The sequence below is a fragment of the Nocardia nova genome (assembly GCF_002933465.1).
GTDB classification, from domain to species: domain Bacteria; phylum Actinomycetota; class Actinomycetes; order Mycobacteriales; family Mycobacteriaceae; genus Nocardia; species Nocardia nova_B.
Map to the genome: position 1 here is coordinate 293,982 of NZ_PSZE01000002.1, position 24,167 is coordinate 318,148.

The following is a 24,167-nucleotide window of genomic DNA, read 5'->3' on the forward strand; positions in this document are numbered from 1 at the left end:
GGTGTACAAAAAAGTGTTGCTCTGCTTATAATGCTTATCGGGTCAGGGGTAAGAAGGAAAATTATGACCGCTCCGCGGCCCCCGATAGACTCTGCTCGGAGATCGAGCGAAAATAGCGAACCGGACCCCTCAGGCATACAGCCGATACCGCTCTCAGCCGGGCAACAGGGTTTGTGGCTGGCGCAGAAACTCGTTCCGGATGTGCCGATATCCGAGGCGCAGTACATCGAGTTCCGTGGTGATCTCGATGTAGATCTGCTCCGTCGGACGGCGATTCAAGCCGGGCAGGAGTTCCAGTCGGGTTACCTGCGATTGATCGAGGTCGACGGTGAGCCCTATCAGGTGTACGACCCGTCGCTGAAGTCGGCGGGACCGGTCATCGATATGCGCGGTGCCGCGGATCCCGTCGCGGCCGCCTCGGAATGGATGCGCCGGGAGTACACCGCGCCCTTGGATATGATGCGGGACCGGTTGGTCGCGACGGCGATTGTCCAAGTCGGGGATCGGCATTATCTGCTGTATTGCAGGAGCCATCACGTCGCGTTGGACGGATACGGCGCGATGATGATCGTGAACCGGATCGCGGCGTTATACACCGCGGCCGTGCAGCACCGCACCGCAGAGCCCAGTCGGGCGGCGGATATCCGGGCCCTGTACGAGGCCGAGCGCAGTTATCGGGAGTCGAAGCGGTTCACCGACGACCAGGCATATTGGGTGAACCGACTCGCCGGACTCGACGCGGAAGGCAGCCTGTCCGGCGGGCGCGCGGCCCCGTGTGCGGAGAACGTCGTCGTCATCACCGAACTGCCGGCGGTGACGGTGGGGCGGATCGTTGGTTCGGCGAAAGCAATGGACGCGAGTCCGGCCGCGGTGGTGATCGCCGCGTTCGGCTGTTATCTGGCCCGGCGAACGGGCCGGGACGAGGTCCTGGTCAATATTCCCGTCTCGGGCCGCACGACCGCCGTGCTGCGGCGGTCCGCAGGCGTATTCGTCAATGTGACACCGCTTCCGATCGTCCTCGATGCGGATGACACAGTCGCGACGCTGGCACTGCGGGTGCAGTCCGATCTGGTGGGTGTGTTGCGGCACCAGCGGTGCGGCCTCACCGACATTCGCGCTGCCACGGGGAACCGCGGCGCACAGTGGCGCTTCGCGGGCCCGGTGGTGAATGTCATGCTTTTCGACCACCAGATCCGGTTCGGCTCGGTGACCGGGGAATTCCACATTCTCAGCTCCGGCCCGGTCGAGGATCTGCTGGTCGACGTCTATCAGAGCGGGGATCCGCCGCGCACGATCGTCCAGTTCATGGCCAACCCCCGCCTCTACACCGATGTCGAACTGTCGGCCCACTGCACCGGATTTGTGGAGTTCCTCGGCGAGTTCGCTGCCGCCGCCGCGGACACCGAGCTCGGACAGGTCCATCCCGGCAGTGCCGCGGGCGGCGCGGCGCTGCGCCGCCGCCGCGAGAACCTGACGTTCTGGCGGGCTGCGCTCGCGGAACTTCCCGAGGAACTTCGCCTGCCGATGGACAGGCCGCGGCCGGTGGTGATGTCGAATCGCGGCGCCACCGTCGTCGGCTCGTTGGGTGCCGGATTGGTTCGGGCATTGGAAACTGTTGCGCAGCAACATGATTCCTCGCTCTATATGGTCATGCACGGTGCACTGGCGGTATTGCTCGCCCGGATGAGCGGCGCCACCGACATTCCGGTCGGCACGTCTGTCGCCGGTCCCGGTGTGGCGGCGCTCCACGATGTGGCCGGGATGTTCGTCCAACCTCCGGTGCTGCGGGTCGAGGTCGACCTGGGGGAGTCGTTCGCCGATCTGCTGGACCGGGTCCGGCAGATCGACCTGGATGCGTTCGACCATGCCGATGTCCCGCTCGGACAGCCGGCGGATCAACCATCCCCGTGGCGACACCGCTCGTATCAAGTGATGCTGACGTTCCGGAGCTCGGCACCGGTCGAACCGGCGCTGGTCCATCTCGACGCGCCGACCATCGGCCCGTCCAGCGAGATATGCTGCTGTGACCTGCAATTCACCCTGTCGGCAGACCGTGACGGCGGTGATGTGACTGCCACGATCGCATACGCCGCCGACGTGTTCGATGCTGCGACGGTCGATTCTCTCGCCTGGCGATGGATCCGGATACTCGAATCAGCAGCCGCCGACCCGACGATCCCGATCGGCGCGATCGATGTGCTCGAGCCTGCTGAGCGAGCCGACTTGTCGTCTCGTTCGGGTGCCGCGGCGGCGACGGAGACGATGACGTTGCCGGAGCTGCTGACCGCGGCGGTGAGACGGGACCCCGATGCTTCGGCGGTCGTATTCGACGGCCGGCGGCTGAGTTATCGGGAGTTGGACGAGTATTCGAATCGGCTGGCCCGACTACTCATTCGGCGTGGCGTGGGCCCCGAGGACGTTGTCGCGGTCGGTATTCCGCGTTGTCCGGAGTCGGTGACGGCGGTCTGGGCGGTCGCGAAGACGGGAGCGGCTTTTCTGCCGGTCGATCCGGGTTATCCGCGAGAGCGGATAACGCACATGATGGCTGATTCCAGGGCGGTCGTGGGCGTCACCGTGGCATCTGTGCGTGCGCGGTTGCCGGACGATATCGAGTGGTTGATTGCGGACGACCTCGACGAGGCCGCGAATGCTCAGCCGATTTCCGACCGGGATCGGACTGCCGTGCTTCGACCGGAGCATCCGGCGTACTTGATCTACACCTCGGGCTCCACCGGTGTACCGAAGGGCGTGACGGTGACGCATGCGGGGTTGGCCGCACTCAGTTGCGAACAACGGGAACGCTATGGGGTGAACGCCTTTTCGCGGACCCTGCATGTCGCGTCGCCGAGCTTCGACGCCTCGATCTGGGAATTGCTGCTCGCGGTGGGCGCCGGAGCGACCATGGTAATCGCCGGGCCCAGCACCTACGGTGGCGCCGAGTTGGCGGACCTGCTGCGCCGCGAACGAGTCACGCATGCGGTGGTTACCCCGACCGCGTTGATGTCGGTTGATCCGGACGGTCTCGACACTCTCCGCGTCGTCGTCGCGGCCGGTGATACGTGCCCCCCGAAACTGGTGCAGCGCTGGTCCACCGACGGTCGTGAGTTCATCAATGCCTACGGTCCCACCGAGGCCACGATCATGACGAACCACAGCGCTGCGCTGGCGACGGGTGATGTGGTGACGATCGGCGGTCCGATTCGTGGCGTTTCGGAATGGATTGTGGATCAGCGGCTGCAGCCGGTACCGGTCGGTGTGGCCGGTGAGTTGTACATCGCGGGCACTTTATTGGCTCGTGGGTATCACCGCCGGCCCGGTACGACGGCGGAGCGTTTCGTCGCGTGTCCCTGGGCACCGGGTAAGCGGATGTACCGGACCGGGGATATGGCTCGATGGACCACCATGGGAGCGGTCGAACATCTGGGCCGGCTGGATTTTCAGGTAAAGGTTCGAGGTCTGCGTATCGAGCTGGGAGAAATCGATTCCGCGTTAACGGCACATGCGGCCGTGAGTCACGCGGTGACCGTCGGTTCTCGTGGCGGTTCGGGGACGCAGTCATTGATTTCGTATGTCGTTGCCGCGCCGGGTTGTTCGATCGATACGGCAGAGTTGGCCGAGTATCTGGGGAATCGGTTGCCGTCGTACATGATTCCGGCGTCGATCATGGTATTGGATCGTATTCCGTTGACGCCGGCGGGGAAGTTCGACCGTCGTGCGTTGCCGAAGCCGGTGCCTGCTGAGCGCAGGCCTTTCCGGGAGCCCGCCACGTCGACAGAGCAGATCGTTGCCCGGTGTTTCGCGGATATCTTGGGTGTCGACAAGGTCGGTGCGGACGATTCTTTCTTAGCGCTCGGTGGAGACAGCCTGATAGCGACGCGGATTGCCGCGCGCATCGGTGCCGCGCTGGATACCGAGGTCCCGGTGCGACTGTTGTTCGAGGCGCCCACGGTGGCGGCGCTCGCGACTCGCATAGGTCAGAGGTCCGATACCGGGCGACGGCGCCCACCGTTGGTTGCCCGGCCGCGCCCAGAGCTGATTCCCTTGGCGCCGGCCCAACAACGGATGTGGTTCATCAACCAATACGACACCGGCTCGGGCATATACAACGTGCCGATTGTCATCCGGCTGCGTGGCGAGTTGAACCTCGGTGCGCTTCGATCGGCCATGATCGACGTACTGGGTAGACACGAGTCCTTGCGAACGCGGTACCCGGACCGTGACGGAATGCTGATCCAACTGATCGAACCCGTTGACGATGTGGACCGTGAGTTGACCCTGGTATCGGTTTCGGCGAACCAGTTGCCCTCGGCAATAACGGAATTCGTCACCGCAGGCTTCGATGTGAGCGCCCGGGCGCCGCTTCGCGCCCAGCTGTTCCGCATCGCCGATGCGGGAGAATCCGACCATGTGCTGGCGGTGGTGATGCATCACATCACCGCGGACGGCTTCTCGATGACGCCGCTGGCTCGTGACGTCGCGATTGCTTACAGCGCGCGGATACGCGGTGAAGCCCCGTCGTGGAACCCGCTGCCGGTCCAGTACGCGGACTACGCGTTGTGGCAACGAGCTACTCTCGGCTCGCCGGACGAGCCGGAATCGCTGTGTGCCCGGCAGATTCGATATTGGACGGAGACGTTGTCCGGAGTGGCCGAGGAACTTCGTCTGCCGTTCGACCGGCCGCGGCCGGCGGTGATGTCGAATCGGGGTGCAACCGCGAGCTTTTCGTTGCGTGCGGATCTGGTCCGCGCGCTGGAAGATATCGCGCGCGAGCATAACTCCTCGCTGTTCATGGTGATTCATGCCGCGCTGGCGGTGTTGCTCGCCCGAATCAGCGGTACCGCTGATATTCCGGTCGGAACGCCGGTCGCGGGCCGTGGCATGGCGGTACTGGACGATGTGGTCGGGATGTTCGTCAACACCTTGGTGTTGCGGGTCGAGGTCGTTCCGGGAGAGTCGTTCACCGATCTGCTGGGTCGCGTTCGGCAGGTCGATGTCGACGCGTTCGATCGTGCCGATGTTCCGTTCGAACAAGTCGTGGACCAACTGGTTACGCATCGATCCCAGGCACGCCATCCGCTGTTCCAGGTGATGCTGGCGTTCCACAACCCGGAACCGATAGGACTCGAACTGCCCGGCCTCGACCTGTCGGTGGTCGATCTACCGATGGATGTCTCGCGTTTCGACTTGCAGTTCATTCTCTCGCCGGACCAGGGCAGCGGCGATATGACCGCGGCGGTCACTTTCGCTACCGATCTGTTCGACGCCGCGACGATCGACTCTCTCACGCAGCGATGGATCCGGATACTCGAATCGGTAGCCACCGATCCGGCGGTACTCACCGGGGCCATCGAGATACTCGAGCCCGCCGAGCGAGCCGATCTGCTGAGCCGGCACGGCGCGCCCGCGGTCGCGCCGGCCACCCTGCCCGACCTGTTCGCCACCGCGGTGGGGCTGAATCCTGATGCTTCGGCGGTGGTGTTCGGTGACCAGCGGTTGAGCTATCGCGAGTTGGACCAGCGTTCGAACCGGTGGGCTCGGCAGCTGATCGGGCGGGGTATCGGTCCGGAGGACGTCGTCGCGATCGGTATGCCGCGTTCTGCCGAATCGGTGTCGGCGGTGTGGGCGGTGGCCAAGACGGGGGCCGCATTCGTTCCGATCGATCCGGACAACCCCGTCGAGCGCATCAGGCACATGGTGACCGATTCGGGGGCGGGTGTCGGCCTGACGGTGGCGTCCGCGCGTGACCGCTTGCCCGGTGACGATATCGACTGGTTGACACCGGACCATCTCGGTGAGGGCGACGATCGGCCCGTGACCGATGGTGATCGGGTGCGCCCGTTGCGTATCGACGATATCGCCTATGTCATCTACACGTCCGGATCAACCGGGCTGCCCAAAGGTGTGGCTGTCACGCATCGAGGACTGAAGAGCTGCGCAACCGAACATCGCGCTCTGCTGAGCATCGAAAACCGCTCCCGCACATTGCATCTGGCCTCGCCGAGTTTCGATGTCTCGATTCTCGAGCTGCTGCTGGCGCTGTGCTCGGGCGCCACGATGATCGTCGCGCCCAGTGGCATCGCGGGTGGAGACGACCTCGCCGAACTCGTCGACAGCGAACACGTCACCCACGCCTGCATCACACCTTCGACGCTGTCCACTATCGACCGCACCCGTTGGCCGCTGACGGATGTGGGCCATCTGATCGTCGGCGGCGAGAGTTACGGCCCTGAACTGGTACAGCGATGGGGCGAGAATCGTGAGCTGTTCAACGAGTACGGGCCCACCGAAACCACCATCGCCGCGACGGTGACGTCCCCCTTGACAGCGGAAGACCCGGTCACGATCGGCCGCCCCATGCCGGGTGTCTCGATGTGGGTGCTGGATCGGCGATTACAGCCGGTGCCGGTCGGTGTGGCGGGTGAATTGTATATTGCCGGTGGGCTATTGGCTCGTGGGTATTACCGCCGGGCGGGGTTGACGGCCGAGCGTTTCGTGGCGTGTCCGTGGTTGCCGGATCAACGGATGTATCGGACCGGTGATGTGGTGCGGTGGTCTGCCGATGGTGCGATCGAACATCTGGGCCGGTCCGATTTCCAGGTCAAGATCCGAGGTCTTCGTATCGAGCTCGGTGAGATCGATTCCGTGCTCGCCGGTCAGGGGAGTGTCGGTTATTCTGCCACCATCGGTTACCGTCCCGATTCGGGAGCTCAGTCGCTGGTCTCGTATGTTGTTGCGGCACCCGGTAATTCGATCGATACCGCGGCTTTGACGGAGTATCTGGCCGATCGTGTGCCGTCCTACATGGTTCCGTCGTCGATCGTGGTGCTGGACCGGATTCCGTTGACGCCGACCGGCAAACTCGACCGTAGGGCGTTGCCCGAACCGGTGTTCGCCGATGACGCACCGTACCGGCCGCCGCGAACTCCGATCGAGCACCTCATCGCCGACACATTCGCCGATGTGCTCGGCGTCGACACCATCGGTATCGACGACTCCTTCTTCGCTCTCGGCGGAGACAGCATCATGTCGATTCAGCTGGTGACTCGGGCCAGAGCGGCGGGTGTGGTGTTCTCTCCGCGCGATGTGTTCGAACGCAAAACGGTCGCCGGACTGGCCCAGGTCGCCATCCGGGACAGCGCGGCGGCGCTGTCGCTTCCGGCGGAACTGCCCGGCGCGGGGGTGGGCCCGCTACCGCTGACACCGATGATGCGGTGGCTGCTCGAGCGGGCGGGCCCGGGATTCGGCCGCCTTTCGCAGGCGATGATGCTGACTCTGCCGGCGGGGATCGACCGGCGGCAGCTCACCGGCACCGTGCAGGCGGTACTCGATCGGCACGACATGTTGCGTGCGCGCCTCGGCCGGCGCAGTGACGGATATCGGACGTGGGAGGTGCTGCCGGTCGGCATGATTCGAGCCGACGACGTACTCGTGCGCGTGCCGATGGCAGGCGGGCCGGGACGCGGCGCGTCGCGCGCATCGGCGGCGGCCGAGTTGGCTGCCGCCGCCGATCGGCTCGATCCGGGCGCCGGGATCGTGGTGCAGGTGGTCTGGTTCGATCCGGCGAGTTCGGCGGAGCCGGGCGCGGCGCTGGTGGTGGTCCATCGTTCGGCGATCGATCGTGTCTCCTGGAACGTGCTGGTGCCGGACCTCGCGGCCGCGTGGGCGCGGATCCGATCCGGTCGGTCACCGGATCTGGCCCCTACCGGAACGTCGATGCGCCGGTGGGCGTTCGGGCTGGTCGAGGCGGCACACCGACGCGAGCGAGCCGCGGAACTCGAGTTGTGGCAGGCGATGACCGCCGGAGACGATCCGATGATCGGGTCGCGGCCCCTCGACCCCGCGATCGACGTGGCCGCGACTGCCCGCACGATACGGGTCGACGTGGACCCGGAGGTGACCGAGGCTCTGCTGACCGAAGTGCCCGCCGCTTTCCACGCGAGTGTGGACGACGGGCTGCTGGCCTGCCTGGCAATGACACTGGCGAAGTGGCGGCGCGAGCACGAGACGGCAGCGTCCGCCGGGCCATCCAGGGACATCCTGATCCGGCTCGCAGGACACGGCCGTGCGGCCAGTGTCGTCCCAGGCTCGGACCTGACGCGGACGGTCGGCTGGTTCGCTACGAGTTTCCCGATGCGCCTGGATCTGTCGGGCATCGATCTCGACGACGCGTGCGCGGGTGGACCGGCGATGGGAGCGGCGATCAAGTCCGTCAAGGAACAACGTCGCACCGTCCCGGAACAGGGGATCGGCTACGGCTTGCTGCGGTATCTCAACGAAGGCACCGGACCGATCCTCGCGACCGCGGCGCCGCAGATCGCGTTCGACTATCTCGGCCCGGTTGCCACCGGGGAGATATCGGCGGCCGGCTGGGTGCCGGTGGACATCGGCGGCGCCGGGGGCGATGGCGCCGACCTCGCCGGAACTCAGGATCCGGATATGCCGGTGCCGGCGGCGCTCGACATCAGCGCCGTCGTCCTGGACGACATGAGGGGACGACGGCTGCGGGCGATCTGGTCGTATCCCGCCGGGGTGCTCACCGCCGACGAGGTGCGCGAGGTGGCGCACTCGTGGCGCCGGGCGCTTCAGGCCTTGGCCGCACACGTCCGCCGTGCCGGGAGTGGGGGACACACACCATCGGATCTGGCGCTGGTGAAGCTCGGACAGTCCGAGATCGAGCGACTCGAGCAGCGGTATCCGGCGCTGAGCGATGTCTGGCCGTTGGCCCCGCTGCAAGAGGGGCTGTTGTTCCATGCGCTGGTGTCCGAGCAGTCGGTGGATACGTACCTCACGCAGCTGATCCTCGAACTGCGCGGCCGGGTCGACGCGCAACGGCTGCACCGAGCCGTGCGGATACTGCTGGACCGGCACGCGAATCTGCGCACGGCCTTCGTCACCGATGCCGGCGCCGGACCGGTGCAGGTCGTCGTCGACGATGCCGAAGCACCCTGGTCGGAGCTGGACCTGTCCGGAATGGAGGACACCGCACGCCGTCGCGAGTGGGAGTTGCTCTTGGCCGCGGACCGCGCCAAACGGTTCGATCCGGCCCGTGCCCCGCTGCTGCGCTGGATGCTGGTCACCATCGGACCGGAGCAGTACCGGCTGGTGCTGACCGATCATCACCTGCTGCTCGATGGCTGGTCGACGCCACTGTTGCTGAAGGAGTTGCTGCTGCTCTACGCCACCGATGGCGACGAGGCGTCGCTGCCGCCGGTGCGCTCCTACCGGGACTACCTGGCCTGGCTCGGCCACCAGGACCCGGCGGCCGCACTCGACGCCTGGGCCCGTGCCTTCGACGGCGCCGACGAGCCGACCCTGGTGGCCGCGCCCGATCCGGGCCGTCGCGGCAGCGCATCGCGCGAGGTGTCCGGCGAACTCACCGAGGAGCAGACCGCGGCGCTGACCCGCTGCGCGCGGTCTCGCGGCATCACGCTCAACACGATGATCGAGGTGGCATGGGCGATCGTTTTGAGCGCGTTGACATCTCGCGAGGATGTGACGTTCGGTGCCGTGGTCTCCGGACGGCCCCCGCAGATCGCGGATATCGAATCGATGATCGGGCTGTTCATCAACACGGTGCCGGTGCGCGTCCGGCTCGACACTACTGAGACGCTCGGGCAGTTGCTCGACCGCATCCAGGCAGAGCAGGCCGCGTTGTTCGATCATCAATTCATCGGCCTGGCCGACATCGAGCGTATCGCCGGGCCGGGGACGCGGTTCGACACGATAACCGTGCTGGAGTCCTTCCCGATCGAGCGCCACGGGCTGACCGCGGACACCGACATCGCCGGGATGCGGCTGGTGGATGTGGTCGGCGTCGACGCAGCGCACTATCCCCTGGGAGTGGTCGTGCATGTCGATACGCGACTACACCTCGAGATCAAGTACCTGCCCGAGTGCTTCGGCGACGACACGATGGTGACGACTCTGGGACGAGTCCTGCGCGTGCTGGACGCCGTCGCCACCGACCCGGATCTGCCGTTGGCCCGGCTGAATCTGCTTACTCCGGAGGAGCTTCGCGAGTTGGCGCCGATGTCGGGTCCTCCCGCGCTGCCCGAGCGGGTGTTGCCGGAGTTCTTCGCGGCGGCGGTGGCGCAGAATCCGGGGGCGGTCGCCGTCGTGTGCGGGGACCGGCAGTGGACGTACCGCGAGTTGGATGCCGAGTCGAGCCGGTTGGCGCGACTGCTGATCGGGCGGGGCGCCGGGCCGGAGACCAGTGTCGCGGTCGGGTTGCCGCGCTCGTTCGAGTCGGTGCTCGCCGTGTGGGCGGTGGCGAAGTCGGGGGCGGCATTCGTCCCGGTTGATCCGCGCAATCCGGGAAGCCGCGTGCAGCACGCGCTCACCGACTCGGGTGCGGGGAACGGAATCACGGTGTCGCAGTGGCGGGATCGGCTGCCCGGATCGGTCCCGTGGCTGATCCTCGACGAGCCGGCGGTCCGAGCAGAGGTGGTGGGGTTACCGACGACGCCGGTGACCGATGCCGAGCGAAGGCGGCCGGTCCGGATCGATGATGCCGCCTATGTGATCTATACGTCCGGCTCGACGGGTGTGCCGAAGGGCGTGGTGGTCTCGCACCGGGGGTTGGCGAATCTGGTCGCCGAGCAATGCTCGCGGTTCGAGATCGGGCCGGGTGCGCGGGTGCTGCACGCCGCGTCTCCCGGTTTCGATGCCGCGCTCCTCGAACTGCTCTGGGCGTTCGCGTCGGGCGGGCGGCTGGTGATTGCGCCACCGACCGTCTTCGGCGGAATCGAGCTGGCGCAGATCATTTCGCACAACTCGGTGACGCACGCCGCGCTGACGCCCACGGCCTTGGGCACGGTCGACCCGGCCGGACTGCGGAACCTCCGGACGGTCGCGATCGGTGGCGAGACTCCTCCGCCGCGATTGGTGTCGCAGTGGGCTCCGGGCCGGAAACTGTTCAACACCTACGGACCGGCCGAGGCCACGATCCAGACCGATGCCGGAACCCCGATGGTGCCGGGCGAGACGGCGGCGATCGGCAGACCGATCCGCGGTGTCGACGAGGTCGTGCTCGATGCGTGGTTGCGTCCGGTGCCGCTGGGAGTCGTCGGCGAGCTCTACCTCGCCGGTCCGGGACTGGCTCGCGGTTACCGCAACCGGACGGGGCTGACGGCCTCGCGGTTCGTCGCCGATCCGTTCGCCGATCCGGGACAGCGGATGTATCGGACCGGGGATCTGGTGCGGTGGCTGCGACTACCGCAGGGAGACCTGACGCTCGACTTTGTCGGCCGCACGGACTTCCAGGTCAAGATTCGTGGCTTCCGCATCGAGCTCGGCGAGGTCGAATCGGGTCTGCTGGCGTGTCCGGGGGTGGCTCGCGCGGTAGCGGCCGTGCACCACGACTCCGCCGGCGGCGATCGGTTGATCGGATATGTGGTGCCCGAGCCCGGCGCCGATGTAGATCCGGCCGCGGTCCTCACGGTCGCCGAGCAGCGACTGGCCCCGCACATGGTGCCGGCGACTGTGATGGTGCTCGACGGGCTGCCGATGACCGAGACGGGGAAACTCGATCGCGCCGCGCTGCCCGAGCCGGACTTCACCACGGGCCGAGCCGAATTCCGGCCGCCGGTCACCGATACCGAGAGAACGCTGGCGGGGCTGTTCGCCGATGTACTGAGTGTCGACCGGATCGGGCTCGACGATTCGTTCTTCGCCCTGGGCGGCGACAGCATCATGTCGATCCAATTGGTGACGCGGGCCCGAGCGGTGGGGCTGGTGTTCTCGGTCCGTGACGTGTTCGAGGGCAAGACTGTCGCCGGGTTGGCCCGGCTCGCCGTTCCCGACAGCGCCGCCGCGGCGTCCCTTCCGGCAGAGCTGCCCGGCGAGGGCGTGGGGCCGATGCCGTTGACACCGATCATGTGCTGGATGTTCGAGCGCGGCGGATTCGATCGTTTCTGCCAATGGGTGATGCTCACGCTGCCTGCCGGCATCGACGGGACCGCGATAGCGGCGACCGTGCAAGCGGTGATCGATCACCACGACATGCTGCGCGCCCGGCTACGGCCCGAACCGGACCACCCGACGGGCTGGGCGCTGCGGGTGGAGCCGCCGGGGGTATCCGCCGCAGGGCTCATCCGGCACGTGCCGGTGGATGCGGCGCCGGACAGCGGCGCGTTCGCCGCGATTGCCGGCGCGGAGGCACGTTCGGCCGCCGAGCGCCTCGACCCCGCCGCGGGAGTCGTGATGCAGGTGGTCTGGTTGGACTGCGCAGACCGGCCGGGTCGGCTGCTGGTCGTCGCACACCACCTGGTGGTCGACGGCGTGTCGTGGCGAATCCTCGTTCCCGACCTCGCTGTCGCCGGGACCCAGGTGAGTCTCGGGCAACAGCCGCGGCTCGCGCCTGTCGGTACGTCGATGCGACGCTGGGCGCACGCTCTGGAGGCCGCTGCCGCGCGCGTCGATGAACTCGGCTGGTGGCGTTCCACGCTCGCTGCCGCCGATCCGCCGATCGGGACGCGCCCGCTCGACCCGGCCGTGGACGTACAGGCCACCGTCGCCACTGTTCGGACGACGCTGCCCATCGCGACCACCCGCGCTGTACTCACCACCGTGCCCCAGGCGTTCCGTGGCAATGCGGACGATGCCCTCATCGCCGGGCTGGCACTGGCGCTGACCCGGTGGCGGCGCCGCCGCGGCGACACCCTCACCGAGACGCTGCTTACTCTCGAAAGTCACGGCCGCCACGACACGGTCCTGCCCGGCGCCGATCTCACCCGCACCGTCGGCTGGTTCACCACGACCTACCCGGTCCGGCTCGACCTGTCCGATCTCGACATCGACGACGCGTTCGCGGCCGGCAGCGCCGCGGGGGTGGTCGTCAAATCGGTCAAGGAACAACTCCGGCGGGTACCCGGCCACGGCATCGGCTATGGGCTGCTGCGCTACCTCAACCCCGATACCGCCCGCGTCCTGGATGCGCTGCCCGGTCCCCAGGTGAGTTTCAACTACCTCGGCCGGTTCGACACCATCCCCGATACGTGGCGCGACGGCGGTTGGATGCCGGTCGGCGGCGATGCCGGTGGTGGCAGCATCCAGCACCCGGATGCATCCGCGGCCGCCGTGCTGGGCGTCAACGCGGTCACCGTGGACACGCCGGACGGCCCTGCCCTGACCGCGGCCTGGGATTATCCGTCCGGGCTGATCACCTCCACCGAGGTCGCCGATCTCGCGCAATTGTGGCGCGACGCGGTGACGGCCCTGGCCACCCATGCGGCCCGGCCCGGCGCCGGGGGACTGACACCCTCCGATCTCGACCTCGTCGACCTCGATCAGGCCGCGATCGACCGGCTCGAGGTCCGGTACCCCGCCCTGGACGACATCTGGCCGCTCACCCCGCTGCAGGAGGGGCTGCTCTTCCACGCCCAGCTCGCCGACGGCGCCCGCGACGACGGGGAGCCTGGCGACCACGCCTCCGACGACCACGCCTCCGACGACCACGCCTCCGACGACCACGCGCTCGACAACTATGTCCTGCAACTCGGTCTGGAACTCGATGGGCCCGTCGACCCGGACCGGTTCCGTCGCGCCGCGCAGACCCTCCTCGGGCGGCACCCGAACCTGCGAAGCGCGTTCGTGCGCCGCGGCACCGGTGAGCCGGTCCAAGTGGTGCAGGCCCATGTCGACGTGGCGTTCACCCGGATCGACCTCGCGGAATGCCCGGACACCGCCGCCGCGCTCGCTGACCTCATGGACGCCGACCGGCACTTCGACACCACCGTGCCGCCGCTGCTGCGACTGACGCTGATCGACACCTCCCCGCAGCGGCACAGACTGCTGCTGAGCATGCATCACATCCTGATCGACGGCTGGTCCACCCCGCTGCTGGTCCGGGAACTGCTGATCCTCTACGCCGGCGACAGCGATCCCGGCGCGCTGGCCCCGGTGCCTCCCTACCGCGAATATCTGGCGTGGCTGAAGAACCAGGATCGGAGCGCGGCACAGGCCGCGTGGGCGCGGTCGTTCGAGGGCATCACCGAGCCGACGCTGCTGGCCGGCGCGGACCGCGGCAGCCACGACCCCGCCGATGCCCGCGACGTCCGGGTGCGGATGAGTGAGCACCACACCGCGGCCCTGGTCGCGGTGGCCCACCGGCAGGAGACCACTCTCAACACCGTCGTTCAAGCCGCCTGGGCGATCGTGCTCGCGAGCGCGACCACACGGGAGGACGTCGTCTTCGGCACCACCGTCTCCGGACGCCCCCCACAGATTCCCGGCATCGAATCGATGATCGGACTGTTCGTCAACACCGTGCCCGTCCGGGTCCGGGTCGACTACGGCGAAACCCTCGCCCAGCTACTCCGGCGGATCCACACCGAACAAGCCGCGCTGCTCGACCACAACCACCTCGGCCTCGCGCGGATCCGGCAGACGGCCGGGCCCGGCGCGATGTTCGACACCATGGTCGTCTTCGAGTCCTACCCGGTCGACACGAGTGGGTTGTCCGAAGATACGGATATCGCCGGGATGCACGTCCTGGACGTGTCCGGACGCGAGGCCGCGCACTATCCGCTCGGCCTGGTCGCCCGTCTCGATACCCAGCTGGAGCTCACCTTCACCTACCTGTCCGAGCTGTTCACCGGGGACCGGATCGACGCCCTCGCCGGCCGAGTGCGTCGCGTGCTCGAGGCCATCGCAGCAGACATCGATCTGCCGCTCGCGCGACTGCAGTTGATGTCGCCCGATGAGCTGGCCACGCTGGTTCCCGTGCGCGGCGGGTCCGGCGCGGCGACGTCGTTGTTGCCGCAGGTGCTGGCGGCCGCGGCGAGGTCCGCCGCGGACGCGGTGGTCTGTGACGGCGAAACGTTGTCCTACCGCGAACTCGATGACATCTCGAACCGGTGGGCGCGGGTACTGATCGACGTCGGAGCAGGTCCCGAATCGGCTGTGGCCGTGGCGTTGCCGCGCTCTGTCGACGCCGTGATCGCCGTATGGGCGGTCGCGAAAACCGGTGCCGCGTTCGTTCCGATCGACCCGGCCATGCCCGGAAACCGGATCAGCAGTATTCTCGCCGATGCCCACGCCGTCGTCGGGCTCACGGCCGAGACCCATCGCCATCGGCTGCCGGATGCCACCACGTGGTTCAGCATCGACAGCCCCGCATTCGCGGCGAAGGCAGCCTCGCGCTCCGCCACCGCGATCGAGGACGGCGAACGCACCGCCGCGCTCCTGCCGGAACATCCCGCCTACCTGATCTACACCTCAGGCTCCACAGGGACCCCCAAAGGGGTCGTGGTCACCCATACCGGGATTGCGAACCTGGCCGCCGAAGCGCGGGAAGGGCTCCGCCTCACCCCCTCGTCTCGGATGCTGGCCGCGGCGGCGCCGAGCTTCGACGTATCCGTCCTGGAATGGCTCGGCGCCGCTACTGCCGGAGCCACACTGGTGCTCGCTCCAGCGGCAGCGGTCGCCGGGGACGAACTGGCCGAGCGGATCAATGCCGCCCGAGTCACCCATGCGGCCTTCACCCCGACCGTGCTCGCCTCGCTGCCCCCGGGCGAACTCGATACCCTGCACACACTGATCCTCGGCGGCGAGATATGCCCGCCGGATCTGGTGAACCGATGGGTTCCAGGCCGCACGCTGATCAACACCTACGGCGCTACCGAGACCACCATTCTGAGCTGCCGCGATATCCCTCTGACCGCAGTCACGGACAGTCCGCCGCTAATCGGCGGTCCGGCCCGCGGGTTCTGTGCTGTGGTACTCGACCGCAGACTGCGCCCCGTCCCGCCCGGAGTGGCCGGCGAACTGTATTTGTCGGGTCCGGGCATCGCCCGCGGCTACCGCGGGCACCCTGTGACCACCGCGGCCCGGTTCGTCGCCGACCCGTGGGGACCGGCCGGGACCCGCATGTACCGCACCGGCGATCTGGTCAGCTGGACCGGCGACCGGCGACTGCGCTACATCGGCCGAAGCGACCTGCAGATCAAAGTCCACGGACACCGCATCGAACCCGGCGATATCGAAACCGCGTTGTGCGGCCATCCGGACGTCTCCCGCGCCGCCGTCGCGGTCCACCCCGGCCCCCACGGCGCCGACCAGCTCACCGGCTACGTAGTGCCCACCCCACACGCGACGCCCGATCCCGCGGCGCTGATCGCGCATCTCACCACGCGATTGCCCCTCCACATGATTCCCACCGCTATCGTCACGCTCGACCGGATACCTGTCACGACCACCGGCAAACTCGACCGCAACGCCCTGCCCGCACCGGACCAGCGCCAGCGGTCTCGATTCCGGGCGCCGTCCACCCCGCTCGAGGCCGCCATCTGTGACGCTTTCGGCCGGACGCTCGACATCGAACGAATCGGAGTCGACGACAGCTTCTTCGCTGTCGGCGGTAACTCCCTGGCCGCCAGCCAGTTCGTGGCGCGTCTCGCGGAGTCCGCAGGCGTCACCGTGCCGCTGCCGTGGTTGTTCACAGATCCGACGCCTCGGTCGCTGGCCCGGCGAATCGAGAGCCGCCGGGATGGCCTCGCGGGTGACTTCGGCGAACGGGATCTGGCCGAGGCACTCTCCGTCATGCTGCCGCTGCGCGCCGGCGGAACCGACCCGCCACTGTTCTGTATCCACCCGGCGATCGGATTGGCATGGGGTTTCAGCGGACTCGTGCGGTACATCGAGTCCGACCGGCCGATTCGAGGGCTGCAATCCCCGGGACTGACCGATCCCGCGGTGCGGTTCGATACGCTCGACCAACTCGCCGCCCGCTATGTGCGGGAGATTCGCTCCGTACAACCGCGTGGCCCTTACCATTTGCTCGGTTACTCGCTGGGTGGGACCATCGCTCACGCGATGGCCGTCCACCTGCGCCGCGACGGCGACTGCGTGGGCACGCTGGCCATGATGGACACCCGCGTCGTCACGGCCGACAGCTTCCGCGCTCCCACACCCTCGGTGGCGAAGATGCTCGCCGAGTTCGGCGGTTTCGCGGTGCCGGAAGGTTCTGCCGAGCCGACCGTCGAGGCCGCCACCGAGTTACTGCACCGGCAGGGCGGACTGTTCACCAGCGTGACCCCCGAGCATCTCGTGAGGTTGCAACGCGACTACACCCGGCTTGTCGACCTCACCTGGAACCATCGGCCCGCTGTGTTCGACGGTGACCTGATCTACTTCAGTGCCGCCGATCGTGACACCGAGGACGGCGGCTCTCCTGCCCGTGCCTGGAGTGCCTACGTCACCGGGCGTATCACCGAGCACCGGATTCCCGTGCCACACGAACGGATGACCGAACAGGATTCGCTACGCGCTGTCGGTTCCGCTCTCACCGAGCATTTCCGGTCGACCCGCGCCACACCCGATTCAGCAAGGACAAGCCGATCATGAACATCGCCCGAACCGTCGGAATGCGTTCCGGCGCCGAACCAGCGAACCTGTTCGCCCGCGACGTGGCGACCGGCGTCGGCATGCGTTCGGCCTCACATCATCTCGACCGCAACTCGGCACCCAGGACTCGATCATCATGAACGCCACCGACGAGTTCATCGGCCAACGCTCCGGCCTGAGGCCGACCAGACTGTTCGCCACCGACTCCGACACGCACGTGGATGAGCATCCCGGCGCCGCGCAATTGCGCTCGTGGACTGTGGAATACCTGTGTCAACCCCATCCCGACCTCGGCCGCCCCGGGCCGGTCTGCCCGTACACCAAGCACGCGGTGGCCGGCCGATTCCTCTGGGCCGCATTCATCGGAGGCGGCGAGATCACCCCGGACTTCCTCACCGCGGTCGTCGGCGACATGAACGACCTGTTCCCCCTGCTGCCGCCCGAGGACGAGCCCGACTCCCGGCTCAAGGCGCTCCTCTCGGTCTTTCCCGACCTCACCCGATACGACGATCTCGAGGCCGTCCAACGCAGCCAGAAGACCGAGTTCGTCCGACACGGACTGATGCTGGGGCAGTTCTATCCGGGCTGTACCGTGGCCGGACTGCACAACGCGGACTTTCCCGCTCTGGACTCCCCGCTGCCCCTGCTCGCTGTGCGTCACATGACCCCCACCGACCTCGCGTTCCTCGAGACGCGCTACGAATGGGTCGAGAGCTACCTCGGGATCTTCGCCCCCGCAATGCCTACCTTCCTGCGCCATTACCTGGCCGATAAACTGGTGAAACAGACAAGGGAGAACTGATCTCCGGACGCCGGCGGGCCCGCGCTCAGCGGTCACAACCTGTCACCGCGGGTGCAGCAGGTGCTCGATCAGGGCTCGCGTGTCGGGGACGAACGGCCAGCCGGGATCGCTCAGGTGCTCCCACAGTTGGGTGTCGGTCCACCACCAGCCCGCGGCGATCTCCTCGGGCTGCACGGTGATCGGCCCGTCGGAACGGATCTCGTAGGCGAACAGGTGGCACCGCATCGGGCGGCCCGCCCAGCTGCCGTCCCAGGAAACCCGGGCCAGCGGCCGCGGTTCGCCCGGCGCGGCGACGATTCCCAGTTCCTCGCCCAGTTCGCGGACCGCCGCGGCGCTGGGATCCTCGCCGGGGGCCAGTACCCCGCCGGCCAGGCAGTCGTGCATACCGGCGAACACCATCTTCGTATCGGTACGCCGATGGACGTAGATGCGCCGCCCGTCGAGCGATCGCACGAGCACACCCGCACTGGCATGCCACAATCCTTCGGCATACACCTCGGCGCGTTCGGCACTGCCGGTCTCGTTGCCGCGGCCGTCGTAGACGGCGATGACCTCACCCATTCCCGCCAGCCTAGGCGGTGAGTGCGGGACAATGCGCCCACGGTGGCGTATCGGCGACGGGCGCGGACGATGGTGGTAGGACAACGGCGAGGCGAGGTGATACTTCGTGGTGATCGATTTGAACAGCGATCTCGGGGAGGGGTTCGGTGCGTACACGATGAGTGACGACGCGGCCCTGCTCGACGTCGTGACCAGCGCCAATATCGCCTGCGGCTTCCATGGCGGGGATCCGGTGATCATGCGGCGCACGTGTGATCTGGCGGTCGCGCACGGGGTGCGGATCGGCGCGCACATCTCCTATCGCGACCTCGCCGGGTTCGGCCGCCGCGAGATGGCGGTGTCCCCGGCCGAACTGACCGCGGAATCCATATATCAGATCGGCGCCCTCGACGGCTTCGCCCGGGCGGCCGGTGACCGGGTGCGGTATGTGAAACCCCATGGCGCGCTGTATCACTCGGCGGCGTCCGATCCCGCGGCGGCCGAGGCGGTGGTCGCGGCGCTGCTTGCCTTCGACGAGTTGAGCCTGCTCGGACCCGCCGATTCCGAACTGGCACGCGCGGCGGAGGCGGCCGGAATCCCGTTCCACGCGGAAGGTTTCGCCGACCGGGCCTATACCCCCGAGGGCAGACTGGTGCCGCGCGGCCGAGCCGGTGCGGTGCTGGCCGTGGAAGCGGCACTCGGGCAGGCCGTGTCGATCGCCGTGGACGGGCACGCCCGCACGGTGGCCGGCGAGCCGGTGCGAGTCGAGGTGCGCAGCCTCTGCGTCCACGGCGATTCGCCCGATGCCGTCCGGATGGCGCGCTCGATCCGGGAGTCGCTGCTGGACAAGGGCGTCGAACTGCGGAGTTTCACATGAACGCGGTGACCGTGCGGCCCGCGGGCGACCGCGCGCTGCTGCTCGAACCGGCCGACGCCGCTCAGCTGCCGCTGCTGCTCGACCATCTGCGCCGCGCGCCGATCGATGGGGTGGCCGACCTCCTGCCCGCCGCCCGGACAGTCCTGCTCACACTGTGTCCCGGCATCGACCCCGCCGCGATCGAATCGCGCGTGCGCGCACTGGATCTCGCACCGGACGCCGATTCCGGGAGTGCGGCCGCGGCGGAGACGGTCACCGTTCCGGTGCGCTACGACGGACCCGACCTCGCCGATGCCGCCGAACTTCTCGGCATCACACCCGGGCAACTGGTCGAGCGGCACACCGAAGCCCAGTGGCGGTGCGCGTTCATCGGTTTCGCGCCCGGCTTCGGCTATCTGCACGCACCCGACGCCGGACTGTCGGTGCCGCGGCGCTCGCAGGCCCGGACCTTCGTTCCGGCGGGTTCGGTCGCCCTGGCGGGTGGATACAGCGCCGTCTATCCGCACAGTTCGCCGGGCGGCTGGCAGATCATCGGCCGTACCGACGTGGTCCTCTGGGACGTGGGGCGGCCCGAACCGGCGCTGTTGCGCGCGGGTACCCGGGTCCGGTTCGAGGCGGTGGATCGGTGACATCCTCGGCGGCGCGGATGCGGGTGCTCGAACCGGGGGCGATGAGCACCGTGCAGGATCTCGGCCGGCCGGGCTGGTTCCATGCCGGGGTCGGGGTCTCCGGCGCCGTCGACCGCCGGGCGTTGCGACTGGCGAACCGCCTGGTGGGCAACGCCGAATCGGCGGCGGCCATCGAATGCGTGCTGGGCGGGCTGAGCGTGGAATTCGACGCCCCGGCGGTGGTGAGCATTACCGGCGCGCCGGTGCCGATCAACGTCGGCGCCCGGCCGGAACCCCCGGCTTCGGTGCTGTTCGTCGCGGCCGGGCAGCGGGTGCGGATCGGGATGGCCGAGGCGGGCCTGCGCTGCTATCTGGCGGTGCGCGGCGGGATCGCGGTGGAGCCGGTCCTCGGATCGCGCAGCCGCGACACCATGGCGGGGCTGGGTCCCGAACCGCTGCGCCGGGGCGACACCCTGCCGGTCGGTGCCCCGCCGCGCGGCTGGCCGACGGTCGAGATGGCTCCGGTCGCACCGCTCACCCAGGGGACGCTGCGGGTGCGCGTCGGGCTCGGGCCGCGCGCGGACTGGTTCCACAATCCCGCCGACTTGTTCACCGGCGCCTGGGCGGTCTCCACCGACACCGACCGCATCGGTGTGCGCCTGGACCGTCACGGGGACGCCCCACCGCTGCGGCGGGCGAACGAGGCCGAATTGCCCACCGAGGGAATGGCTTTGGGTGCGATTCAAGTGCCGCCCGCGGGCCGCCCGGTGGTGCTGCTGGCCGACCGGCCGATCACTGGCGGCTATCCCGTGGTGGGCACCGTGATCGACGCCGATGTGGATCTGCTCGGCCAGGCCCGGCCCGGCCAGTTGATCGAATTCCGTTCCTGGCGGCGCTGATCCGCCGTGAGGACGGGTCGGCATACCTCTCGAGGCTGACCGCGGATCGGTCTGCGGGGCGACTCCTCGGCGGCCGGAAACCGATACGTTCGCAGAGGTCCCCCGAAATCCGCTCTCCGACAGTGCCGAGACCGCCTTGATCGTCGGCGGCGACGAGGCAGACCTGCGCCGCCGGTGCACCTCGCTCACCCCGGTCGGCAGGGTCGATCGCCCGGCCACCGTCACCGGCGGCCGGGCGATACAAGCCACGCATATCCATCAGCCGCACCACCTGCCCGACGAGGCCGTTGGCCTTGGGTTCGGTACTGGGGGCGGGCAGCTCCTCCAGGACGGTCGTCGTGACGCCGCCCAGTGCGAGTTCACAGGCCAGCATCAGCCCGTTCGGTACGGCACCGGAAATCAGTACCGCACAGGTGTGTTCGGACATGCTGGATCAACCCCGTTGTCGGATAAGCGGTTTCGAGGAAAGAGGGGAAGTCAGTGGGGTTCGGGCAGGCCGGCGGCGACCAGTTCCAGTGCCTGCCGTGTCAGCGCGGTGATCGAGGCCGGAGGATCGCACCGGGGGTACACCTCGATCGCCGCCACCAGTGCTCCGAGCACGGCTTCGGCGACCAGCCGTGGATAGAGCGTGCCGGGATCGGTGCCGGTGCGTTCTGCGACCGCCTCGGTGAAGGCGTCGGTGGTGGTGCGGGTCAGTGCTGCCTGCGCCTCGGGGCTGACGACGAGCTTGCGGACCTCGGTCGGCCGGTCGCGCGGCGGGGGGTCGGCATCGAGGCCGTCGACCCGCAACGGTTCCAGCATCGCCTCGGTGATCGCGGCCCACAGCGACTCACCGGTCGGCCGCGCCCGCAACAGTTCGATGCCGCGGCGGATCCGGTCGATCTGCCGGTACGCCAGCGCCTCGTATTTGTTCGCGAAGTAGTTGTTGAACGTCCGAACCGATACTCCTGCGCGGGCGGCGATGTCCTCGCGCAGCACATGGTCCAGACCGCGTTCGAACAGCAGCTCCAGAGCCGCATCACTGAGCGCGCGCCGGGTATCGAGCTTTTTGCGTTCCCGCAGCCCGAGGGCCGGCTCCGTGGTCACGACCTCAGTGTCAGGGAAAGTGCGAAACACTTCAATAATGCACGTCAGGAAAGTTTGCCTTTCAGGCAAATATGTTCCGCCGTGCGAGCGAACAGGCGCGCTAGGGTTTCGGCTATGACATCCGGACAGACGCAGATCTGGCACAACCCTCGCTGCTCCAAGAGTCGCGCGGCCAAAACCGCGCTGGACGAGGCTGGGGTGGACTACATCGAGCGGCGGTATCTCGACGACCCGCCGACCGTGGCGGATCTGCGCGAAGTCCTGGCCCAGCTCGGCCTGGAGCCCTGGGACATCACCCGCACCGGTGAGCCGGAGGCCAAGGAGCTCGGTATGGCGGGCTGGTCGCGCACGGAGGCCGATCGCGAGCAGTGGATCGAGACGCTGGCGAGCAATCCGAAGCTGATCCAGCGACCGATCGTGGTCACCCCCGACGGCCGGGCCGTCGTCGCGCGGGACGAGCAATCGCTGAAATCGGTGCTGTAATCCTCCACGCGTCGCGCGGGCGGAAGCTCAGACCGGCTGCGCGGCAAACACTTCGGTGAGCCGGGGTATTACCCGGCGGGTAATCGACCGGGCGCCCGCGCTCGGACATGCTCGTCGTATGAGCGAAAAAGAAACCACCACCGGTACCTACGACGCTGTCGCCCAGCGCTACATCGATACCTGGAACGAGGCGGACGCCCCGGCCCGGCGCAAACTGCTCGACGAGCTGTACCGGCCGGATGCCACCTACACCGATCCACTCGCGGCCGTCACCGGAGTCGCCGCGATCGACGAGATGATCGCCGGCGTCCGGGAACAGTTCGCCGGTATGCGATTCGGCCTCGGACCGATCGACGGACACCACGACCAGCTGCGATTCACGTGGACGCTGGGCACTCCCGGCGCCGAACCGCTGATCGTGGGCTTCGATGTGGTCGTTCTCGACGGTGATCGCATCGCCCGCGTGCACGGATTCCTGGACAAAATTCCGGGCTGACCGCGGTTCTGTCCGCGAATGTCGTTGTCCACCAGGGGAAACGGCGGTCGCGCGATTCCGGCGATCCGCGCTGCGCGAAGGTATCCCGCGGGAGCGGGGTGGCGTCGTTGCCCATGACTGCGCTCCACGCGAATCGAATTACCGAGACAGATTGTATCAGAAAGATTGGTGAGACGGGATGTATCGGTCGATACCGCATGAGTATCGTTGACGTGTGAGTGAAACCGGTGGACAGCGGCCCCCGCGGCGTGCGGAACGGTCCGCCGTGGCCGGTGTGGACGGTCGCAGTACCCGCTGGAACGGGCACAAACAGCGACGGCGCGCCGAGGTGATCGAGGCCGCGGTCGCGGTGATCGAGGAGAACGGCGCCGAGGTGCCGGTCCAGCAGATCGCCGACCGGCTGGGCCTGCCACGCCCGGTGGTGTACCGCCACTTCGACGGGCGGGCCGATCTGGACGAGCAGATTCGCGGCCGGATCCTGGAATCGCTACTCGAACAACTGCTTCCGACGCTGCGCGCGGACGGCACGGTCAAGGACGCGGTGCGCGGGGCGGTCGGCACCTATGTCGGATGGGTAGCATCGCATCCGCAGCTGCACCGATTCCTGGCGGCGAGTGCCCCGCAAGGAGATTCGTCGCTCGCGCTGGCCGGGGCGCGCGACCGCATCGGTGCCAGGCTCGCGGATCTGTTCGCCACCGCCGCAGCCCGTGTCGGGATCGATCCCGTGCGGGCCCGGCCGATGGCCTTCGGCATCGTCGGCTTCGTCGACGGTGTCGTCAACAGCTGGCGCGCCGACACCGCGTCGGCGCTGGGGTCGGAGCAGATCGAGGCGATCGTGACCGAATCGGTGCTCGGGCTGCTGGAGAGCAGTGCGCGCAGTCTGGGGGTTCCGCTGGACCGCGACGCCACCCTCGCCGACCTGGTCGTCCGGTCCGGTGCCGCGGCCTCGGACCCGCTGGCGGTCAACTGAATTCGCGGCGCGCAGCGCTGCGGTGACGGCCCACAGCACCCGGGCGGCCCCAGGGCTCACGCG

10 protein-coding genes and 1 pseudogene are annotated in these 24,167 nt (G+C 68.0%); 8 read left to right on the top strand and 3 right to left on the bottom strand.

From position 1 onward, the window contains the following. Positions 1-63: 63 nt before the first annotated feature. Together C5E41_RS03810 and C5E41_RS03815 are read left to right on the top strand one after the other, a co-directional pair. Entirely contained in the window at positions 64-17,343 is a 17,280-nt protein-coding gene (locus C5E41_RS03810) for a non-ribosomal peptide synthetase (RefSeq protein WP_258080718.1), read from the top strand. Between the two features lie 136 nt (positions 17,344-17,479). Beyond that, positions 17,480-18,145 (top strand): DUF6875 domain-containing protein, encoded by a 666-nt coding sequence (locus C5E41_RS03815; protein ID WP_104374419.1) that lies wholly within the window; start codon positions 17,480-17,482, stop codon positions 18,143-18,145. Between the two features lie 42 nt (positions 18,146-18,187). On the opposite strand, the gene C5E41_RS03820 is transcribed toward C5E41_RS03815, so the two are convergent. Continuing rightward, the gene (locus C5E41_RS03820) at positions 18,188-18,706 is read right to left on the bottom strand and encodes an NUDIX hydrolase (RefSeq protein WP_104374420.1); all 519 of its coding nucleotides are present in this window, start codon (positions 18,704-18,706) and stop codon (positions 18,188-18,190) included. A gap of 106 nt (positions 18,707-18,812) precedes the next feature. Between C5E41_RS03820 and C5E41_RS03825 the strand changes: the two genes are divergently transcribed. Genes C5E41_RS03825 through C5E41_RS03835 form a run of 3 tightly spaced genes read left to right on the top strand, consistent with a single transcriptional unit; the run spans position 18,813 to position 21,069 of the window. Next, positions 18,813-19,562 (top strand): LamB/YcsF family protein, encoded by a 750-nt coding sequence (locus tag C5E41_RS03825; protein WP_104374421.1) that lies wholly within the window; start codon positions 18,813-18,815, stop codon positions 19,560-19,562. Next, positions 19,559-20,191, top strand: a complete 633-nt coding sequence (locus tag C5E41_RS03830; protein WP_104374422.1) for a 5-oxoprolinase subunit B family protein — start codon at positions 19,559-19,561, stop codon at positions 20,189-20,191. Before C5E41_RS03825 ends, C5E41_RS03830 begins: the two co-directional genes overlap by 4 nt. Before the next feature lie 17 nt (positions 20,192-20,208). After that, entirely contained in the window at positions 20,209-21,069 is an 861-nt protein-coding gene (locus tag C5E41_RS03835) for a biotin-dependent carboxyltransferase family protein (RefSeq protein WP_104374423.1), read from the top strand. Between the two features lie 220 nt (positions 21,070-21,289). Here C5E41_RS03835 and C5E41_RS03840 read toward each other — a convergent pair. Continuing rightward, positions 21,290-21,496, bottom strand: a pseudogene (locus C5E41_RS03840) (FAD-dependent monooxygenase); the annotation flags it as partial. Between the two features lie 50 nt (positions 21,497-21,546). Then, positions 21,547-22,155 carry an acyl-CoA-like ligand-binding transcription factor gene (locus C5E41_RS03845; RefSeq protein WP_104374424.1) on the bottom strand — a complete coding sequence of 203 codons (609 nt, stop codon included), beginning with the start codon at positions 22,153-22,155 and terminating at the stop codon, positions 21,547-21,549. Positions 22,156-22,269: 114 nt separating this feature from the next. Here C5E41_RS03845 and C5E41_RS03850 point away from each other — a divergent pair, with 114 nt between their 5' ends. The 3 genes from C5E41_RS03850 to C5E41_RS03860 all read left to right on the top strand — a co-directional run bounded on the left by C5E41_RS03850 (position 22,270) and on the right by C5E41_RS03860 (position 24,104). After that, positions 22,270-22,638 carry an arsenate reductase family protein gene (locus tag C5E41_RS03850; RefSeq protein ID WP_062965134.1) on the top strand — a complete coding sequence of 123 codons (369 nt, stop codon included), beginning with the start codon at positions 22,270-22,272 and terminating at the stop codon, positions 22,636-22,638. Between the two features lie 118 nt (positions 22,639-22,756). Beyond that, a complete protein-coding gene (locus tag C5E41_RS03855; RefSeq protein WP_104374425.1) occupies positions 22,757-23,134 on the top strand; it encodes a nuclear transport factor 2 family protein in 378 nt (125 codons plus the stop codon). Positions 23,135-23,348: 214 nt separating this feature from the next. Further along, a complete protein-coding gene (locus tag C5E41_RS03860) occupies positions 23,349-24,104 on the top strand; it encodes a TetR/AcrR family transcriptional regulator (RefSeq protein WP_258080719.1) in 756 nt (251 codons plus the stop codon). Positions 24,105-24,167: the final 63 nt, after the last annotated feature.